Source organism: Alloactinosynnema sp. L-07 (assembly GCF_900070365.1).
In the GTDB taxonomy this organism is placed as follows: domain Bacteria; phylum Actinomycetota; class Actinomycetes; order Mycobacteriales; family Pseudonocardiaceae; genus Actinokineospora.
In genome coordinates, this window is sequence record NZ_LN850107.1 from 4,812,279 (window position 1) to 4,828,408 (window position 16,130).

Annotated in this window: 16 protein-coding genes; 9 read left to right on the forward strand and 7 right to left on the reverse strand. The window is 68.2% G+C overall.

Annotation, left to right across the window (positions count from 1 at the left end; all coding sequences use genetic code 11):
- The first annotated feature begins 206 nt into the window (after positions 1 to 206).
- The 3 genes from BN1701_RS35900 (at position 207) to BN1701_RS21455 (ending at position 2,328) form a co-directional block, all read left to right on the forward strand.
- On the forward strand, positions 207 to 1,331 hold the full coding sequence (locus BN1701_RS35900; protein ID WP_157368150.1) for a WXG100 family type VII secretion target: 1,125 nt from the start codon (positions 207 to 209) through the stop codon (positions 1,329 to 1,331).
- A gap of 83 nt (positions 1,332 to 1,414) precedes the next feature.
- Positions 1,415 to 1,744, forward strand: a complete 330-nt coding sequence (locus BN1701_RS21450) for a hypothetical protein (RefSeq protein ID WP_157368151.1) — start codon at positions 1,415 to 1,417, stop codon at positions 1,742 to 1,744.
- A 206-nt stretch (positions 1,745 to 1,950) separates the two neighbouring features.
- Positions 1,951 to 2,328, forward strand: coding sequence for a hypothetical protein (locus BN1701_RS21455; protein WP_157368152.1), 378 nt, complete (start codon positions 1,951 to 1,953; stop codon positions 2,326 to 2,328).
- Positions 2,329 to 2,332: 4 nt separating this feature from the next.
- Here BN1701_RS21455 and BN1701_RS21460 read toward each other — a convergent pair whose 3' ends face one another.
- Positions 2,333 to 2,968 carry a TetR/AcrR family transcriptional regulator gene (locus BN1701_RS21460; RefSeq protein ID WP_054051591.1) on the reverse strand — a complete coding sequence of 212 codons (636 nt, stop codon included), beginning with the start codon at positions 2,966 to 2,968 and terminating at the stop codon, positions 2,333 to 2,335.
- Between the two features lie 95 nt (positions 2,969 to 3,063).
- On the opposite strand from BN1701_RS21460, the gene BN1701_RS21465 reads away from it, so the two are divergent.
- Both BN1701_RS21465 and BN1701_RS21470 read left to right on the forward strand, forming a co-directional pair.
- Complete coding sequence (locus BN1701_RS21465; protein WP_054051594.1) at positions 3,064 to 4,542, forward strand: MFS transporter; 1,479 nt, start codon at positions 3,064 to 3,066, stop codon at positions 4,540 to 4,542.
- Positions 4,543 to 4,585: 43 nt separating this feature from the next.
- Positions 4,586 to 5,728 carry a hypothetical protein gene (locus BN1701_RS21470; protein ID WP_054051595.1) on the forward strand — a complete coding sequence of 381 codons (1,143 nt, stop codon included), beginning with the start codon at positions 4,586 to 4,588 and terminating at the stop codon, positions 5,726 to 5,728.
- Here the strand turns inward: BN1701_RS21470 and BN1701_RS21475 are convergent.
- From BN1701_RS21475 to BN1701_RS21495, 5 genes are all read right to left on the reverse strand, one after another.
- Positions 5,725 to 6,771 (reverse strand): alpha/beta fold hydrolase, encoded by a 1,047-nt coding sequence (locus BN1701_RS21475; protein ID WP_054051597.1) that lies wholly within the window; start codon positions 6,769 to 6,771, stop codon positions 5,725 to 5,727. The genes BN1701_RS21470 and BN1701_RS21475 overlap by 4 nt on opposite strands.
- Positions 6,772 to 6,928: 157 nt before the next feature.
- Positions 6,929 to 8,083 carry an acyl-CoA dehydrogenase family protein gene (locus tag BN1701_RS21480; protein ID WP_054051599.1) on the reverse strand — a complete coding sequence of 385 codons (1,155 nt, stop codon included), beginning with the start codon at positions 8,081 to 8,083 and terminating at the stop codon, positions 6,929 to 6,931.
- Positions 8,080 to 10,065 carry an acetyl/propionyl/methylcrotonyl-CoA carboxylase subunit alpha gene (locus tag BN1701_RS21485; protein WP_054051601.1) on the reverse strand — a complete coding sequence of 662 codons (1,986 nt, stop codon included), beginning with the start codon at positions 10,063 to 10,065 and terminating at the stop codon, positions 8,080 to 8,082. Before BN1701_RS21485 ends, BN1701_RS21480 begins: the two co-directional genes overlap by 4 nt.
- A 5-nt stretch (positions 10,066 to 10,070) precedes the next feature.
- Positions 10,071 to 11,684 carry a carboxyl transferase domain-containing protein gene (locus tag BN1701_RS21490; protein ID WP_054051603.1) on the reverse strand — a complete coding sequence of 538 codons (1,614 nt, stop codon included), beginning with the start codon at positions 11,682 to 11,684 and terminating at the stop codon, positions 10,071 to 10,073.
- Positions 11,685 to 11,815: 131 nt separating this feature from the next.
- Positions 11,816 to 12,604 carry an SGNH/GDSL hydrolase family protein gene (locus BN1701_RS21495; RefSeq protein ID WP_054051605.1) on the reverse strand — a complete coding sequence of 263 codons (789 nt, stop codon included), beginning with the start codon at positions 12,602 to 12,604 and terminating at the stop codon, positions 11,816 to 11,818.
- Between the two features lie 153 nt (positions 12,605 to 12,757).
- On the opposite strand from BN1701_RS21495, the gene BN1701_RS21500 reads away from it, so the two are divergent.
- Positions 12,758 to 13,357, forward strand: a complete 600-nt coding sequence (locus BN1701_RS21500; protein WP_054051606.1) for a TetR/AcrR family transcriptional regulator — start codon at positions 12,758 to 12,760, stop codon at positions 13,355 to 13,357.
- Here the strand turns inward: BN1701_RS21500 and BN1701_RS21505 are convergent, their stop codons facing one another.
- A complete protein-coding gene (locus BN1701_RS21505) occupies positions 13,358 to 13,699 on the reverse strand; it encodes a hypothetical protein (protein ID WP_067520843.1) in 342 nt (113 codons plus the stop codon).
- Between the two features lie 82 nt (positions 13,700 to 13,781).
- Between BN1701_RS21505 and BN1701_RS21510 the strand changes: the two genes are divergently transcribed.
- The 3 genes from BN1701_RS21510 to BN1701_RS21520 all read left to right on the forward strand — a co-directional run bounded on the left by BN1701_RS21510 (position 13,782) and on the right by BN1701_RS21520 (position 16,123).
- A complete protein-coding gene (locus BN1701_RS21510) occupies positions 13,782 to 14,501 on the forward strand; it encodes a FadR/GntR family transcriptional regulator (RefSeq protein WP_054051608.1) in 720 nt (239 codons plus the stop codon).
- 63 nt (positions 14,502 to 14,564) lie between these two features.
- Positions 14,565 to 15,266, forward strand: a complete 702-nt coding sequence (locus BN1701_RS21515) for a sterol desaturase family protein (RefSeq protein ID WP_054051611.1) — start codon at positions 14,565 to 14,567, stop codon at positions 15,264 to 15,266.
- A 47-nt stretch (positions 15,267 to 15,313) separates the two neighbouring features.
- On the forward strand, positions 15,314 to 16,123 hold the full coding sequence (locus BN1701_RS21520; RefSeq protein WP_054056017.1) for an SAM-dependent methyltransferase: 810 nt from the start codon (positions 15,314 to 15,316) through the stop codon (positions 16,121 to 16,123).
- Positions 16,124 to 16,130: the final 7 nt, after the last annotated feature.

The following is a 16,130-nucleotide window of genomic DNA, read 5'->3' on the forward strand; positions in this document are numbered from 1 at the left end:
CCTATGATCGCGATCATCAAGTGTGTAAAGCGGCTAGAGTAGCCCAAGAAAATAACGCCGAGTCCGCCGCCGAAGGTGAGCACACCAACAGCGACGCTCGACCGAAGGTTTCGATAGATGTCATCTACTAGCGGGGATTCAGATCCAGAGAACCAGCGCATTGAGCGACTCTAGCAGCTGATTGTCGAGACGGAAGGACAGCTCCAGTGGAGTTCAAGGTTGAACCAGAGACAGTGCGGCGATGCGGCGACCAGATCAGTCGAAACGGACACGCCATGTGGGACGTCCGAGCGCATCTCGACGCTCACCTGCACCTCGGGTCAACGGCCGGACTATGGCTCCAGACGTTGAGCGGCGCCCATCATGAAACCCGTGACCGCATGTCGCTTGGACTGTCACGAGCTGCGCAGGCTCTGGAGGGCAGCGGAGTCGAACTCGGCAAGTCAGCTGACTACTACGCGGCGACCGACCGAACCTCAGCGGCCAATCTGGATCGGCAGTACCGCGGCTCAGCGCGCCCGTACATCGATTCTCCAGGTTCATACCGCCCACCTCATCTCGATGGAAAGGCTGGGCCGTACACGGCTGGAACCGGCATCGACGTCACCGATCCGCGTAGTTCGTTGAACCCGCCACAGCAGCCTCAAGAATTCACCGATCCGGTCAAGCTTTTCAATGTTGTTAGCGATTTCTTGAGCCCGACCTGGTGGATAAACCAGGTTCTGGACGACACGATCGGGTGCAACCCTCTCGAATTCGTCACCGACCAACTAATCGGAGACTGGGAGGGGTTCGCCAAGTGCGCCATCGTGTGGGAATCGCTTAGTCGATCGGCAGATGCGATCAGTGAGAACATTGATTACGGGCTTAGGTGGCTCTCGCAGGACTGGCATGGTCAGGCCGCCGACCAAGCTGTAGCCTATCTGGACCGTCTCCGGAGAGCGATCGACAGCCATCGAGATATTCTCCGCCGCCTGCACGGTAAGTATCTCGATGTGGCCCGGGGCGTTTGGAACTGCGCTCGGGCACTCGCCGACCTCCTGAAGATGATCCTGGACAATGTGATCGTCGCCGGGATCGCGGTTATGGCAGCTGCGTATCTCTCCTGGACTGGGGTCGGTGCAGGTATCTCGCTCGCAGTGGCCGCACTGGAATGCGCGAATATCATGCGCCTCTGGGGAAACGCCACCCAGCTGATCAGCAACACCCAGGCTGCTATCGAAGGGTTCGTCGGGTTTCTTCAGTCACAGGAGGCGGATACACTCGATGAGCTTACGCCGATGGCGATCCCCGAGGCTTACGACCATCCGAACCCGCAAGTCGGAGCATGACCACTCAGGAAGTAAGGACAGCCATGACTCCGCGACCAGACCCCTTCGCAGGTATGGCCATCAGTCGAGCACAGTCGATCGCCTTGCGGAAACAGCTGGAAATGCTGGCGAAGAGCGCCACAGACCCGCGCGCACGCGCGCTGGCGAACGACGTCCTCGGCAACAAGACCGATCTGCGCGGCGCCATGCTGGGATCGAGGTATCAGGATGTCCTCGACGACAGTGCCCGCTTGTTCTCCGGCTGGTACCAAAGCCTCACCGAGTCCGATCGAGTCGAACATGAGCGTCTTGGCAGACTGACTCTCGACCAATGGCAGCACGACGCCGCCCAGGAGTCGATCGAAAAGCCTCGCACCCGGCCCAGCGACGACGATGACGACTGGGAGCCTCCAACGATTCTGAAACGGCGGTGACCATGTTCGTTCGGAAAGCCACCGTGGCGGTAGCCACCTGCGTTGTCCTGACTGCATGCGCCCAGGCGACTCCAACGTCGAGCGGCCAGACCTCCGGTCCCGCAACAAATGTCACTCCGATCGGCTCGGATGCGGTCGAGTGGGTTGGAACGTTCTGCAAGACGGTCGGCACCCTCGTACGATCGGTGTACGACGCCGCTCCTGCGGTGAACTCGACAGAACTCAAGGCGGAGTTCACCCGGCAGCTAGGCACGACAACGGATGGCCTTCGGGACACGGCGAGCAAGCTCAAGGAGCTCCCCGGATCCCCCTTGGCCGACGGAGATCAAGTTGTCGACGACCTCGCCGCGAAGTTCACCGTTCATGTCGACCTGTTCGAACGCGCCGAGTCAGCCATGGCGGCGCTGCCCGCCGACGCGGACACCAGAGCGGTCGGCGAGGTCATGGCCACCGCGAGCCCGACCATTGCCGCGTTGACCGCCCGTCCGCTCAAGGACGTCCCCGTCAGCCAGGACTTCAAGACCGCCGGATCCCGATCACCGAAGTGCCGCACCGAGCCGTGGTGGAGCCAGGCGGCGAAGTAGCGCCTCAGGCGTGTTTGTCCCGCATGGCCTGGTCCATCTGTTCATGCGTCGGCGCGTCGATCCGCAGCGGGCTCGAACACCCGGCCCGGATTCCGTCCAGCAACATCGTCAGGTAGCGACGCCACAGGTCGGGGTCGATGGCACGCGTCAGCTCGGCCGACGCCGCCACCATGATCAGTAGCGGACCGATGTCCGGGGCCTCGAAGTCCGGACGCAGGGCTCCCTGTTCCTTCGCCCGGGAGACCAACGCCTCCATCGTCGGGATGAAGTGCGCCGAGATGCGTTCCATCTGGCCGAAGTCCGCGCGCGTGCAGATCTCGTACAGCCCGCGGTCCGCGGCCTGCTTCTCAGCGATGTCCGTGATCAGCCGCGACAGCCCGACCCACGCGTCCGGTTCGGCGACCGCCGCATCGATGTGCTCCACCAGTTCGTCCAGCACATGGTCGAACACCGCCAGGACCAGCGCTTCCTTGTTCGGGAACCGCCGGTAGACCGTGCCGACCCCGACCCCCGCGTGCCGTGCGACGTCATCCAGCGTGACATCCAAGCCGTGGGAGGCGAAAAGTTCGCGCGCGGCGATCACGACGCGGACGCGGTTGCGTTCGGCGTCGGCGCGCAGGGGCTTGGTGGCCGAGGTCACGCCCGGAGCGTAACAAAACCGGAGGATCATCCTCCAGTTGACTGATAACGTCGTCACCAGTAACCGGAGACCGGATCTCAACTTATGGGGCTTTCATGACTATCTCGGACGCGCGCACGCCCGCGCCAGCGACTTCCGAGCCTGCCGCGTCCAATCTGCGGTGGCTGATCCTGGCCGTGATCGCCATCGCGCAGGTGACGGTCGTGCTCGACGCGACGATCGTGAACATCGCGCTACCGTCGGCGCAGGCGGACCTGAAGTTCACCGACGACCAGCGCCAGTGGCTGGTGACCGGCTACGCGCTGAGCTTCGGCAGTCTGCTGCTGATCGGCGGCCGGATCGCCGACCTGTGGGGCCGGAAGCTGACCTTCCTCGTGGGCATCGCGGGCTTCGCCGCGGCTTCGGCCGTCGGTGGCGCCGCGGGCAGCTTCGAGGTCCTGGTCGCGGCCCGGGTCGGCCAGGGTGTGTTCGCCGCGCTGCTCGCGCCCGCCGCGCTTTCCTTGCTGACCACCACGTTCACCGACCCGAAGGAACGCGCGAAGGCGTTCGGCATCTTCGGCGCGATCGCCGGTGGCGGTGGCGCGATCGGTCTTCTGCTCGGCGGCTTCCTCACCGAGTATCTCGACTGGCGCTGGTGCATGTTCGTCAACCTGATCTTCGCCGCGGTCGCCTTCTTCGGCGGCGCGTCGCTGCTGGAGAAGAGCACGGTCACCGAGCGCCCGAAGCTGGACCTGATCGGTGTCGCGACCGCGACCGCGGGCATGTTCCTGCTGGTCTACGGCCTGGGCAACGCCCACACCAAGACCTGGAGCTCCCCGCAGACCTGGGGTTACATCGTGGCGGGCGTGGCCCTGCTGGTGGTCTTCACCTGGTGGCAGACCCGCGCCGCGCACCCGTTGCTGCCGCTGCGCATCCTGCTCGACCGCAACCGCGGCGGCTCGTTCCTGGCGATCTTCATCCTGTGCGCGGGAATCTTCGTCATCTTCCTGTTCCTGACGTACTTCCTGCAGCAGAACCTGCGGTTCAGCCCGGTCGAGTCCGGCGTGGCGTTCCTGCCGATGCTGGCCACCATGATGGTCGCGGCGACGCTGTCCACCACGGTGCTGATGCCCAAGATCGGCCCGCGCCCGCTGGTCGGCCTCGGCATGCTCTCCTCGGCGGTCGGCATCGCCCTGTTCGTCTTCCTCGACGAGCAGAGCACCTACTCCGGCGGCGTCCTGCCCGGCCTGCTGATCTCCGGCGTCGGCATCGGCCTGACCATGGCCTCCACCATGAACGTCGGCGTCGCGGGCGTCGACCCGAACGACTCAGGCGCGGCCTCGGCGGCGATCAACGCCGTCCAGCAGGTCGGCGGCTCGATCGGCACGGCCCTGTTCAGCTCGGTCGCGGCCACGGCGATGACCAACGCGGCCATGGAGGGCAAGACCTTGGCGGGCGCGGCGATCGCGGGCTACAACGCGGCCTTCGGGTGGAGCGCGGCGCTGTTCGTGGTCGGCGGATTGATCAGCGTGTTCATCATCAAGCCGGGCGTCCCGGCCGAACTCGACACGTCGGCACCCGCGATCCACGTGTGAGAACCAGAACCGTACGGCGCGCTCGCGCCGTACGGTTCTGTTCATGGGTCGAAAGATCGTCGCGGCTGTCGCCGCCGCCACCGTCGTGGCCGCCATCGCGCTCGCGCCGAAAGTCACGACGACCGAGAGCCGCCAGGACGATCCCCCGGTCGTCCCCACCACCGACTCGATGTTCGACTGGCTTCCCCGCGGCTCCCTCGCCAGCGACCCCGACGCGCTGGCGGCCGCGAAGGCGGTCATCGGAACCCTGGCCATCGAACCTTCGCGGTTGACCGTGCTCTACGCGGGCGACACCTCGGCGGGCAGGCTCGTCGTCGGCGCGATCGGACACGCCGATCGCGGCGAGATCGTGGCGCTGTCCGGTCCGACCGGCGGTGCTATCGCGGCCCTCACCCCGCTCGGCCCCGCTGGTGAGGGTGTCGAGGACCGTGTCGTCTCGCGGGCGTGGATGGATCTGAGCGGCGAGAGCTGGCTGTTCATCCTCACCGACCCGACCCTGCGCGACCTCGACGTGTCCTGGGAACCGACCTACGACGCGGACGGAGTCGCCCACCGCAAGTGGCAGCGCGTCCAACACGACCACGGAGTCCTGTTCACCGGCACCCCGACCGTGGCCATGACGGCCCGAATCAGGATGACCCACGCGAGCGCCGAGGTGGTGGACCGTCCGGTGATCGAGGACAGCGACAACCTCAACGACCCCGGATTCCTGCCGCTCCCCAACGCTCCCGACGCACCGCTCCCGCCAGGCACCGACCTGCGCGGGGCCGACCCGCACACCGTCGCATGGGGCCTGGCTCAGGCAAAGATCGCCACCATGGTGTCGCCGGCCCCGGTCACGGTCCGCTGGTCTCTGGGCAGCCAGGTCCTGATGACCGTCAAGACCGAAGGCGGCGGAGCGCTGTCGGTCTACGCCGACACCACCGACCCCGACGCGCCCTACCTCGACATCGTTCCGGTGGCCCAAGCCGAAGCCGACCGCGCGATCATGCTGCGGTACACGGAGAACGGGACTCGGGTCTTCGCCCCGCACGCCATCGGGTCCCGCGTCGCCCCGTTCTCGGTGACCGTGGCCGAGACGGGATTCGCCGACCTGCCCGTGGCGACGGATGAAGTCGATCTAGGGCAGGCGGGCCGCGTCGACCCGCGCGCGGAGAACCGGGCCGACCCCTTCGACCTGCGCTAAACGGGGTTGTGAACCGCCAGGAAATCGTCGATGTACTTCCACGTGGTCTCTCGTGCCCCACGCCCCGCCAGCACCCCTAGGTGACCGCCGGGCGCGGTATGGAACACAACCTCAGCCGCGTTGTCGAGCACGTCGACCAGATGCCGTACGGCCCGCTGCGGGGCGATGCTGTCGCCCGTTCCGGCCACTACGAGCACCGGCACCTTGACCTCCGCCAGTGCGATCCGTCGTCCGCCCAGGTCGAAGGCGCCGCCCGCGAGGTCGTTGGCGCGGAAGAAGCGGTGGTAGATCTGGCCGAACGTGCGGCCGGGGTAGGCGATCATGTTGTCGGTGAACCGGTCGACCGCCTCGATCTGAGCCAGGAAGTCGGTGTCGTCCAGGTGGGACAGGATCGCGTACGGCTTGGTGATGACCTTGTCGATCGCGGAGAGCTGGAAGGCCCGCTTCACCAGGGCCCGGGGCGCCCCGCCGACCAGCCGATAGGCCGCGGTGAGGAACCAGCCGTCGGCGATGTCGACCAAGGGTTTGAACGGCGCGATCAGCGGGATCGCCGTCATGTCGAACGGCGCGGCCACGCTGGTGATCGACGCGATCGGCAGGTCGTGCTGGTCGGCGGCGGTGAGCAGGGACATGATCCCGCCAAGGCACCAGGCGACCAGGTGGACCGGGCGGCCGCCCGCGTCCTTGCTCACCGCGCGGATGGTGTGCGGGAGGACGTCGTCGACCCAGTGCTCCAGGCCGAGACCGCGGTCGCCGAAGCTGACCGTGCCGTAGTCGACGAGGTACACCGACCGGCCCTGGTCGACCAGATGCTCGGCCAGGCTGCACCCGCGCCGCAGGTCGAAGCAGAGGGCGGGCGCGGCCAGTGGCGGCACGAGCAGCACGGGATCGCCCGTCGCCGAGCCCGCGAACCGGTAGACCGACCGCATCCGGCCCTTGTCGATCAGCACCCGGGGCATCGGCCGCAGGTCGGCGACCCCGCCCCTGGTCACCTTGGCGGTCACGTTCCCCGCCGCGGCGGTGATCCACTCGGCAACACTCATGCGGCCTCCTCCCAAGGTCGGTGGCTCACTCGCGAAGGCACTGCGACATCGCTTATCGCCGCCCCTGAGTCTGCCGTACCCACGCTTCCCACGCCCGGGACAACGATCCCCACTTCGCTTCGTTGCGAAATGTGACCGAGGTCCCGGGCGGGCGGGGTCAGCGCAGGCCGAGCTCGCGGGCGATCAGCATCCGCTGGACCTCGCTGGTGCCCTCGCCGATCTCCAGGATCTTCGCGTCGCGGTAGAAGCGGCCGACGGGGAACTCGTTCATGAAGCCGTAGCCGCCGAAGATCTGGGTCGCGTCGCGGGCGTTGTCCATGGCCGCGTTCGACGCGTACAGCTTCGCGATCGCGGCCTCCTTCTTGAACGGCTGGCCGCGCAGCATCTTCGCCGCCGCCGCGTAGTAGCCCAGCCGGGCTGTGTGGGCGCGCAGCTCCATGTCGGCGATCTTGAACTGGATCGCCTGGTACTCGCCGATCTTGCGGCCGAACGCCTCGCGCTCGCCGACGTACTTCAGCGACTCGTCGACACAGCCCTGGGCCAGGCCGACCGACAGCGCCGCGATGGCCACCCGCCCCTCGTCCAAAGTGGACAGGAACTGCGCGTAGCCGCGGCCCTGCTCACCCAGGAGGTTCTCCCGCGGCACCCGGACGTCGACGAACGAAAGCTCACGGGTGTCCGAGGCGTTCCAGCCGACCTTCGAGTACTTCTTCGACACCGAGAAGCCCGGCGTGCCCGACGGCACGATGATCGCCGAGATCTCCTTGCGGCCGTCGGGCTTGGTGCCGGTGACCGCGGTGACCGTGACGAGCCCGGTGATGTCGGTGCCCGAGTTGGTGATGAACGCCTTGGAGCCGTTGATGACCCACTCGTCGCCGTCGAGGCGCGCGGTGGTCCTGGTGGCGCCCGCGTCGGAGCCGCCGCCGGGCTCGGTCAGGCCGAACGCGCCCAGCCGCTCGGCGGTGGTGAGCTTGGGCAGCCACTGCCGCTTCTGCTCCTCGGTGCCGAACCGGTAGAGCGGCATCGCGCCCAGCGAGACGCCCGCCTCCAGCGTGATCGCCACCGACGAGTCGACCCGCGCCAGCTCCTCCAGCGCGACGCACAGGGCGAAGTAGTCCCCGCCCATGCCGCCGTACTCCTCCGAGATGGGCAGGCCGAACAGGCCCATGTGACCCATCTTGGCGACGATCTCGTACGGGAACTCCTCGCGCTCGTAGAAGTCCCCGATGACCGGGGCGACCTCCTCCCGCGCGAACTCTTGGACGGTCTTTCGGAGCGCTTCGTGCTCCTCGCCCAGCGTGAAGTCGATCATGACGGGTCCTCCGATGGGGTTACCACAGCGAGCGTTTCGTTCAGCGCGACCTGTTGGCCCGCGCGCACAGTCAGTTCGGAGACCACACCGTCGACCTTGGCCGTGATGGTGTGCTCCATTTTCATCGCCTCGACGACAAGGAGCGGCTGGCCCGCGGTCACCTGGTCGCCCGCGGCGACCTTGACCACCAGCACCGTGCCCGGCATCGGGCTGGTCACGGGCCCACCGGCGGCTGCCGACGTGCCCGCGCCCTCCAGCATCGAGTGCTCGGCGACGGCCCACGCGTGCCCGCCCGCGGCCAGCCAGAGGGTCTCCCCGGCGATCTCGCGGGCGTAGCGCAGGTTCCGACCGCCATAGGTGACCCGCAGCTCACCGTCCACACGCGACGCCGACGCGGACACCGGGGTGCTGTCGCCGACCGTCACCGTGGCGGCGGCCGGACTACCCGAAAGCAGTACTTTGACGTCGCGATCGCCGCAGGTCAGCCGCAGCGGGACCACGGCGGCCCGGCCAAGGCGCCAGCCGTTGGGCACCGACCACGGGTCGATCACCGCGCCGGTCGGCTGCATCGTGATCAGCTCGTCCAGCGCGGCGGCGGCGAACACCTCGTCGGGCACGGGGGCCACCGACGTCAGCGCGTCGAGGTTGCGCTCGACCAGCTGTGTGTCGAGCCTGCCCGCGCGCACGTCCTCGTCGGCCAGCAGCGCCCGCAGGAACGAAATATTGGTGCCCAGTCCGAGCACGGCGGTGTCGGCGAGCGCGTCGGACAGGCGCGAAAGCGCTTGCGCGCGGTCCTCGCCCCACACGATCACCTTGGCCAGCATCGGGTCGTAGTCCGAGCCGACGACCGAGCCTGCCAGCAGCCCGGAGTCCACGCGCGACCAGTCCGCCGACGGCCAGCGCAGGCCAAGCACCCGGCCGCCGGTCGGCAGGAAGCCGGTCGACGGGTCCTCGGCGTAGACGCGCGCTTCGACCGAGTGCCCGCGCAGCTCGACGTCGTTCTGCTTGAACGACAGCGGTTCGCCCGCGGCCACCCGGAGCTGCTGTTCGACCAGGTCAAGGCCGGTGACCAGCTCGGTGACGGGGTGCTCGACCTGCAGCCGGGTGTTCATCTCCATGAAGAAGAACTCGTCAGGTCGGTCGGCGGAGACGATGAACTCGACGGTGCCCGCGCCGGTGTAGCCGACCGACTTGGCCGCGTCGACCGCCGCCGCGCCCATCCGCGCCCGGGTGGCCTCGTCGAGCAACGCCGACGGCGCCTCTTCGATGATCTTCTGGTGCCGCCGCTGCAAGCTGCACTCGCGCTCGCCGAGGTGCACGGTGCTTCCGTGCGCGTCGGCCAGGACCTGGATCTCGATGTGCCGGGGCCGCTGCACGAACCGTTCGATCAGCAGGGTCTCGTCGCCGAACGACCCGCGCGCCTCCCGCCGGGCGGACTCGATGGCCGCGCGCAGGCCATCGGGCGCAGTGACCAGCCGCATTCCCTTGCCGCCGCCGCCCGCGGACGGCTTGAGCAGCACGGGATAGCCGACCTCCTCGGCCGCGGAGACCAGGTCGTCGTCGGACATCCCCGGCTCGGTGCGGCCGGGGACGACCGGCACACCCGCCGCGATGACGGTCAGCTTGGCGCGGATCTTGTCGCCCATCGCGTCGATCGCCGCGGCGGGCGGACCGATGAAGACGAGTCCCGCGGCCGCACAGGCGCGAGCGAACTCGACGTTCTCGGCGAGGAAGCCGTAGCCGGGGTGCACCGCCTGCGCGCCGGTCTCGACCGCCGCCGCGATGATCTTCTCGATGGACAGGTAGCTCTCGCGGGCCGCGGCTGGTCCGATGTGGACGGCCACGTCCGCCTCGCGCACGTGCCGGGCGCCCGCGTCGGCGTCGCTGTAGACCGCGACGGACTGGATGCCCAGGCGGCGCAGCGTGGTGATGACGCGGACGGCGATCTCGCCGCGGTTGGCGATCAGAACGCTGGTGAACATCGCACTCACATCCGGAAGACGCCGTAGCTGACAGGGTTCAGCGGCGCGTTGGCCGCCGCGGACAGCGCGAGGCCGAGCACCTGGCGGGTGTCCGCCGGGTCGATCACGCCGTCGTCCCACAGCCGGGCAGTGGAGTAATAGGGGTTGCCCTGGTCCTCATATTGCTGACGGATCGGCGCCTTGAACGCCTCCTCGTCCTCGGCGGACCACTCGCCGCCGCCGCCCTCGATCTGGTCGCGGCGCACGGTGGACAGCACCGAAGCGGCCTGCTCGCCGCCCATGACCGAGATGCGCGCGTTCGGCCACATCCAGAGGAACCGGGGCGAGTACGCCCGGCCGCACATCGAGTAGTTGCCCGCGCCGAACGAACCGCCGACGACCACGGTGAACTTGGGAACGCGCGCGCACGCGGTCGCGGTGACCATCTTGGCGCCGTGCTTGGCGATGCCGCCCGCCTCATAGTCGCGCCCGACCATGAATCCGGTGATGTTCTGCAGGTAGAGCAGCGGGATGCTGCGCTGGTCGCACAGTTCGATGAAGTGCGCGCCCTTCATGGCCGACTCGCTGAACAGCACGCCGTTGTTGGCCACGATGCCGACCGGGTGGCCGTGGATCCGGGCGAAGCCGGTGACCAGGGTCGAGCCGTACTCCTTCTTGAACTCGCGGAACCGGCTGCCGTCCACGATGCGGGCGATCACCTCGCGCACGTCGTACGGCGTACGGGAGTCGGTGGGCACCACGCCGTAGAGCGTCGACGGGTCGACCGCGGGCTCCTCGACGGGTGCGACCTCCCACGGCCGCGGCGCGCGCGGGCCCAGCGTGCTGACGATCGAGCGGACGATCCGCAAGGCGTGCGCGTCGTCGTCGGCAAGGTGGTCGGTGACGCCGGAGACGCCGGAGTGCACGGCGCCGCCGCCGAGTTCCTCGGCCGTGACGACCTCACCGGTCGCGGCCTTCACCAGCGGCGGGCCACCGAGGAAGATCGTGCCCTGATTGCGCACGATAACCGCTTCGTCGCTCATCGCCGGGACATACGCGCCGCCCGCGGTGCACGAGCCGAGCACCGCGGCGATCTGCGGGATGCCCTGCGCGGACATGGTGGCCTGGTTGAAGAAGATCCGGCCGAAGTGGTCGCGGTCGGGGAAGACGTCGTCCTGTTTCGGCAGGAAGGCGCCGCCGGAGTCGACCAGGTAGACGCACGGCAGGTTGTTCTGCAGCGCCACTTCCTGCGCGCGCAGATGCTTCTTCACCGTCATCGGGTAGTACGTGCCGCCCTTGACGGTGGCGTCGTTGGCGACGATGACGCACTCGCGGCCCGACACCCGCCCGACGCCGGTGATGACCCCGGCGGCCGGGGCGTCGTCGCCGTACATTCCGGTGGCGGCCAGCGGCGAGAGCTCCAGGAACGGAGACCCGGGGTCGACCAGCGAGTCGACGCGGTCGCGGGGCAGCAGCTTTCCGCGTTCGACATGGCGAGTGCGGGCCTTCTCGGGTCCGCCGAGTGCCGCCGTGCCCAACCGGTCGCGCAGGTCGCCGACGAGTTCGCCGTGCTCCTTGACGTTGCGCAGGTAGGCCTCGGCGGTGGGGTCGGCGGCGGTGCGCAGGACGGGCGCGTCCATCTCGCTCCTCGCGATCGCATGTTAGTCACCGTTAACTACGCGGTCGATGTTAGCGCTCGCTAACGTCGGCGTCCACTCATGGAAAGGGCCACCCCGGCGAACAGGGGTGGCCCTTGGCGAACAGCGGGTTATCAGCCGGTGACAGCACGCACCGCGGCGAAGTAGCCACCGTTCTGACCAGCGACATTCGGGTGGTACGACTCCTCGATCGGCCAGACCACGCTGTTGATCCAGCGGGTACCCGACGCGCAGATCTCATGGCCCGCGAAGGCCGTGCGACCGTCGACGAAGGTGAAGCCCGCCGCCGCGGCGCGTCCCGAGATGACCTGGGCCAGCACATCGGAGGACTGGTTGATCGCGGCCCGCTTGGTCTCGCTCAGGCCCGCCCAGCACGAGCCGTTGAGCTTGTAGATGTGCGGGTAGCCGACGACCAGCACCCGCGCGCCGGGCGCCCGGTTGCGGATCTGCGAGTAGACCTGGTCGAGCTTCGGCGGAAGCTGGTTGCGGGCGTAGGCCTGCGCCTGCTGGTTGCGCTGCACGCAGTAGGAGTCCGACCCGGTGTTGCAGTCGGTCATGACGCCCGCGAAGCCCGCGTCGTTGCCGCCGATGGAGATGGTCACCAGGGCGGTGTCCGCGGTGACCGCGCCGACCTGGTTGGCCAGCACGTCCCCGGTCTTCGCGCCGGAACACGCGACGAACGAGAACGCGGATGGGGCGTGGGAGTTGGCCCAGAGCTGGGGATAGGCGTTGGCGCTGCGCTTGCAGGAGCCGCTGCTCCCGTAGCTGCCCGCGCCGAGGCCCGAGGAGTAGGAGTCACCGAGCGCCACGTACTTGCCGGTCGCGGCCGAGGCTGAGGTCGCCAGCCCGACCAGGGACAAGACCGATAAGAGGGGAATGACGAGGAACCGTGAGACACGCATGCCTTGCCTCCGTCGTTGGAGGGGAACCCGACAGATCATGACTACCAGCGACCCACCGAATACGGAACTGTTCGGTAACTTGTTTTTGCTACCGACAATCGGCCTGGGCCCCACGGAGTAGGGGTTAGCGCTCGCTAACTCGGCTGCCATACGATGAACCGCGTGTCACCAGCAGCCGAACCAGCGAAAACCGGGCCGAGCAGGCGCGAGCAGATCCTCGCCGCGGCCGCGGAACTGTTCGCCCGACACGGTTTCCACGGCGTCGGCATCGACGACATCGGCTCGGCTGTCGGCATCTCCGGGCCCGCGCTCTACCGCCACTTCCGCTCCAAGGACGCGATGCTCGGCGAGATGCTGACATCGATCTCCGAGGTGCTCCTCGACGGCGGCCAGGCGCGGGTGGACAAGGCCTCCGGGGCCGAGGACACCCTCGGCGACCTGGTGCGCTTCCACGTCGACTTCGCCCTCGACAATCCGGCGTTGATCACGGTGCAGGAACGCAACCTCGGCAACCTCACCGACCCGGACCGCCGCAAGGTCCGCGCCCTGCAACGGCGCTATGTCGAGACCTGGGTCCAGGTCATCCGCGACGCCGTCCCCGCGACCGCCGAACCCACCGCCCGCGCGGCGGCGCACGCGGTGTTCGGGCTGATCAACTCGACCCCGCACAGCAGGCACCTCGACCGCGACCAGATGGCCGACCTGCTCACCGCCATGGCGCTCGCCGCGCTGGTCAACACGCCCGGCGTCTGATCACTCGGCGAGTTCGGCCAACTGCTCGGCCGCGGTGACGTTGCCGCCGTCGGCAAGCCGTCGCAGTTCGCCCAGATCGCCCTTCTCGGTGGCGAGTTCGATCAGCTGGTCGGTCGCCGTCGCATTGCCGTCGTCGGACAGACGCCGAAGCTCGGCCATATCGCCCAGTTCACCCGCGAGTTCGATCAGTTGATCGGTCGCCGTCGCGCTGCCGCCATCGGACAGGCGTCGAAGCTCGGCCAGGTCGCCCCGCTCGCCCGCGAGTTCGACCAGTTCGTCTATCGCGTCGCTGTCGCCGTTGGCGGCGCGCTCCCGCAGGCCGGTCAGATCCGAGTCAGTCACGAGGACACCTTCCCACCTCCGGGTCGCTATCGCGCTGGTCTGACCACTTGACCTCTTACCAATTCCGTCTTACCGTCGAACCGTGACTTTCCAGCCGGTGGCCCGCACGTCGGTGCCCGACGAAGTGTTCGCCCAGCTCATCCGGGCGGTCATGGACGGCGGCATCCCCGCAGGCGACTCGCTGCCCAGCGAACGCAAGCTCGCCGAGGTCCTCGGGGTGTCCCGGCCCGCCGTCCGCGAAGCCTTGCAGCGCATGTCGCAGGCAGGCTTGGTCGACGTCCGCCAAGGCGACGGCACCGTGGTCCGCGACTTCCGCCGCAGCGCGGGACTCGACTTGCTCCCGAGGCTCCTGCTGCGCGGCGGCACGATCGTCCCCTCGGTGGTGCGCGACATCCTCGACGCCCGTCTCGCCATCGGCCCCGAGATCGCCGCACTGGCGGCCACTCGATCAGGCGAAAGCCTCAAGGCGCCGCTGGACGACGTGATCGAACACCTGGCGAGCGAGCACGACCCGATCACGTCGCAGCGGCACGCGCTCACCTTCTGGGACCACATTGTCGATGGGTCGGACTCGGTGGTGTTCCGGCTGATGTTCAACAGCCTGCGCGCCGCTTACGAACCCGCGCTCGACGTCCTCGCGCCGATCATGGTCGCCGAGGTCTCCCGCGCCGACGCCTACCGCGTCCTCGCCGCCGCGATCACCTCCGCCGACCCCGAATCCGCCCGGCAGTCCGCCGACGAACTGCTTCGGCCCGCCACCGAACTGTTCCATGTGGCAATTGAACAAATGGAGGGTCCGTGACCGGAGACGCCGGAGGCGCGCAGCGCCTCCGGACTCCCATGAGCACGCAACCCGAGGGGACCCATGAACCCGACCCGTGAAGCTTCCAACTCGCCCAGCCCCCGCAGGCGACTGTCGCTTGTGGACGCCGCCGCCGAGTTCGTCCGCCATCCGTCGCCATGGCTGATCGGCACGACCCTGATCAGCGCCGTGATCGCCCGGATCGTCGTGGGCGACTGGCGGCTGTGGGACACCCTGCTCCCGTTCGTCATGCTCGCCGTGTTCCCGTTCTTCGAATGGGTCGTGCATGTGGTGATCCTGCACTGGCGCCCCCGCCGGATCGGCGCATTGACCATCGATCCGCTGCTGTCGCGCAAACACCGCGAACACCACACCGACCCGCGGGACGTGCCGCTGGTGTTCATTCCCTGGCCGGTCCTGCTGTGGCTGCTGCCGCTGGTGACCGCCATCGCACTGTTCGCCTTCAGCCGAACCGGCCTCGGCCTGACCTACCTGTGCTTCGTGGCCGCGCTCGGCCTGGCCTACGAGTGGACGCACTACCTCATCCACAGCGACTACGTGCCGCGCACCCGCGCCTATCGCGCGGTCTGGCGCAACCACCGCCTCCACCACTACAAGAACGAGCACTACTGGTTCACCGTCACCACGACCGGCACCGCGGACCGGGCTCTTGGCACCTACCCGGACCCGGTGAGTGTCGACAAGTCGCCATCTGTCAAGGACCTGCACCGCCGAGATCCACTGTCGGATCCCCTTGCGGGGTGAGTAATCTCAACGGTCACGAAACGATCGCGGAGAGTGGGGTTGTCGTGGTGGCCGAGTCGACGACATGGGTCCCGGACGGGATCGACCTGGACAGACCGAGCGCCGCCCGGCTGTATGACTACCTGCTCGGCGGCGGGCACAACTTCGCCCACGACCGCGAGCTGGCCGAACGCTTCCTCAAGGCCCAGCCGCACGCCCGCGAGATCGCCCGGCACAACCGGTCGTTCCTGCGCCGCGCGGTGTTGTTCATGGCAGGCCAAGGGATCCGGCAGTTCCTCGACCTCGGCTCCGGTATCCCGACCGTGGGCAACGTGCACGCGATCGCCCAGGCCGCCGACCCGACCGCGCGCGTCGTCTACGTCGACTACGAGGAAGTCGCCTTCGCGCACAGCCACCTCATGCTCGCGGACAACCCCAACGCCACCATCGTCCAGGCCGATCTCACCGATCCCGACGCCGTGCTGGGAGCCGCCGAGACGCGCGCCCTGCTCGACTTCGACCAGCCGATCGGCCTGATCATGGCCGGGGTGTTCCACTTCGTGCCGCCGCGGAGCAACCCCGCCCAGATCGTCGCGCGCTACCGGGACGCGACCGCGTCGGGCAGTTGGCTGGCGTTCTCCCAGTTCACCCGCGACCTGATGCCGGAGGAGATGGACCGGATCGTCGAGGTGATGAAGTCCAGCCGCGACCCGATGTTCCCGCGGTCCCGGGACGAGATCGCCGCGCTGTTCGAGGGCTACGAACTGGTCGAGCCGGGCATCGTGCCGACCGCGCTGTGGCATCCCGACCAGGGCCTCGACGACGGCGACGACCCGAACCGGGCAGGAATCCTCTCGGGTGTCGGCCGCAAGAACTGACCTGACC

Coding starts and splice junctions, on each gene's coding strand:
- BN1701_RS21465 (WP_054051594.1), top strand. CDS start 3,064: ATGACTATCTCGGACGCGCGCACGCCCGCGCCAGCGACTTCCGAGCCT.
- BN1701_RS21470 (WP_054051595.1), top strand. CDS start 4,586: ATGGGTCGAAAGATCGTCGCGGCTGTCGCCGCCGCCACCGTCGTGGCC.
- BN1701_RS21475 (WP_054051597.1), bottom strand. CDS start 6,771: ATGAGTGTTGCCGAGTGGATCACCGCCGCGGCGGGGAACGTGACCGCC.
- BN1701_RS21480 (WP_054051599.1), bottom strand. CDS start 8,083: ATGATCGACTTCACGCTGGGCGAGGAGCACGAAGCGCTCCGAAAGACC.
- BN1701_RS21485 (WP_054051601.1), bottom strand. CDS start 10,065: ATGTTCACCAGCGTTCTGATCGCCAACCGCGGCGAGATCGCCGTCCGC.
- BN1701_RS21490 (WP_054051603.1), bottom strand. CDS start 11,684: ATGGACGCGCCCGTCCTGCGCACCGCCGCCGACCCCACCGCCGAGGCC.
- BN1701_RS21495 (WP_054051605.1), bottom strand. CDS start 12,604: ATGCGTGTCTCACGGTTCCTCGTCATTCCCCTCTTATCGGTCTTGTCC.
- BN1701_RS21500 (WP_054051606.1), top strand. CDS start 12,758: ATGAACCGCGTGTCACCAGCAGCCGAACCAGCGAAAACCGGGCCGAGC.
- BN1701_RS21515 (WP_054051611.1), top strand. CDS start 14,565: ATGAACCCGACCCGTGAAGCTTCCAACTCGCCCAGCCCCCGCAGGCGA.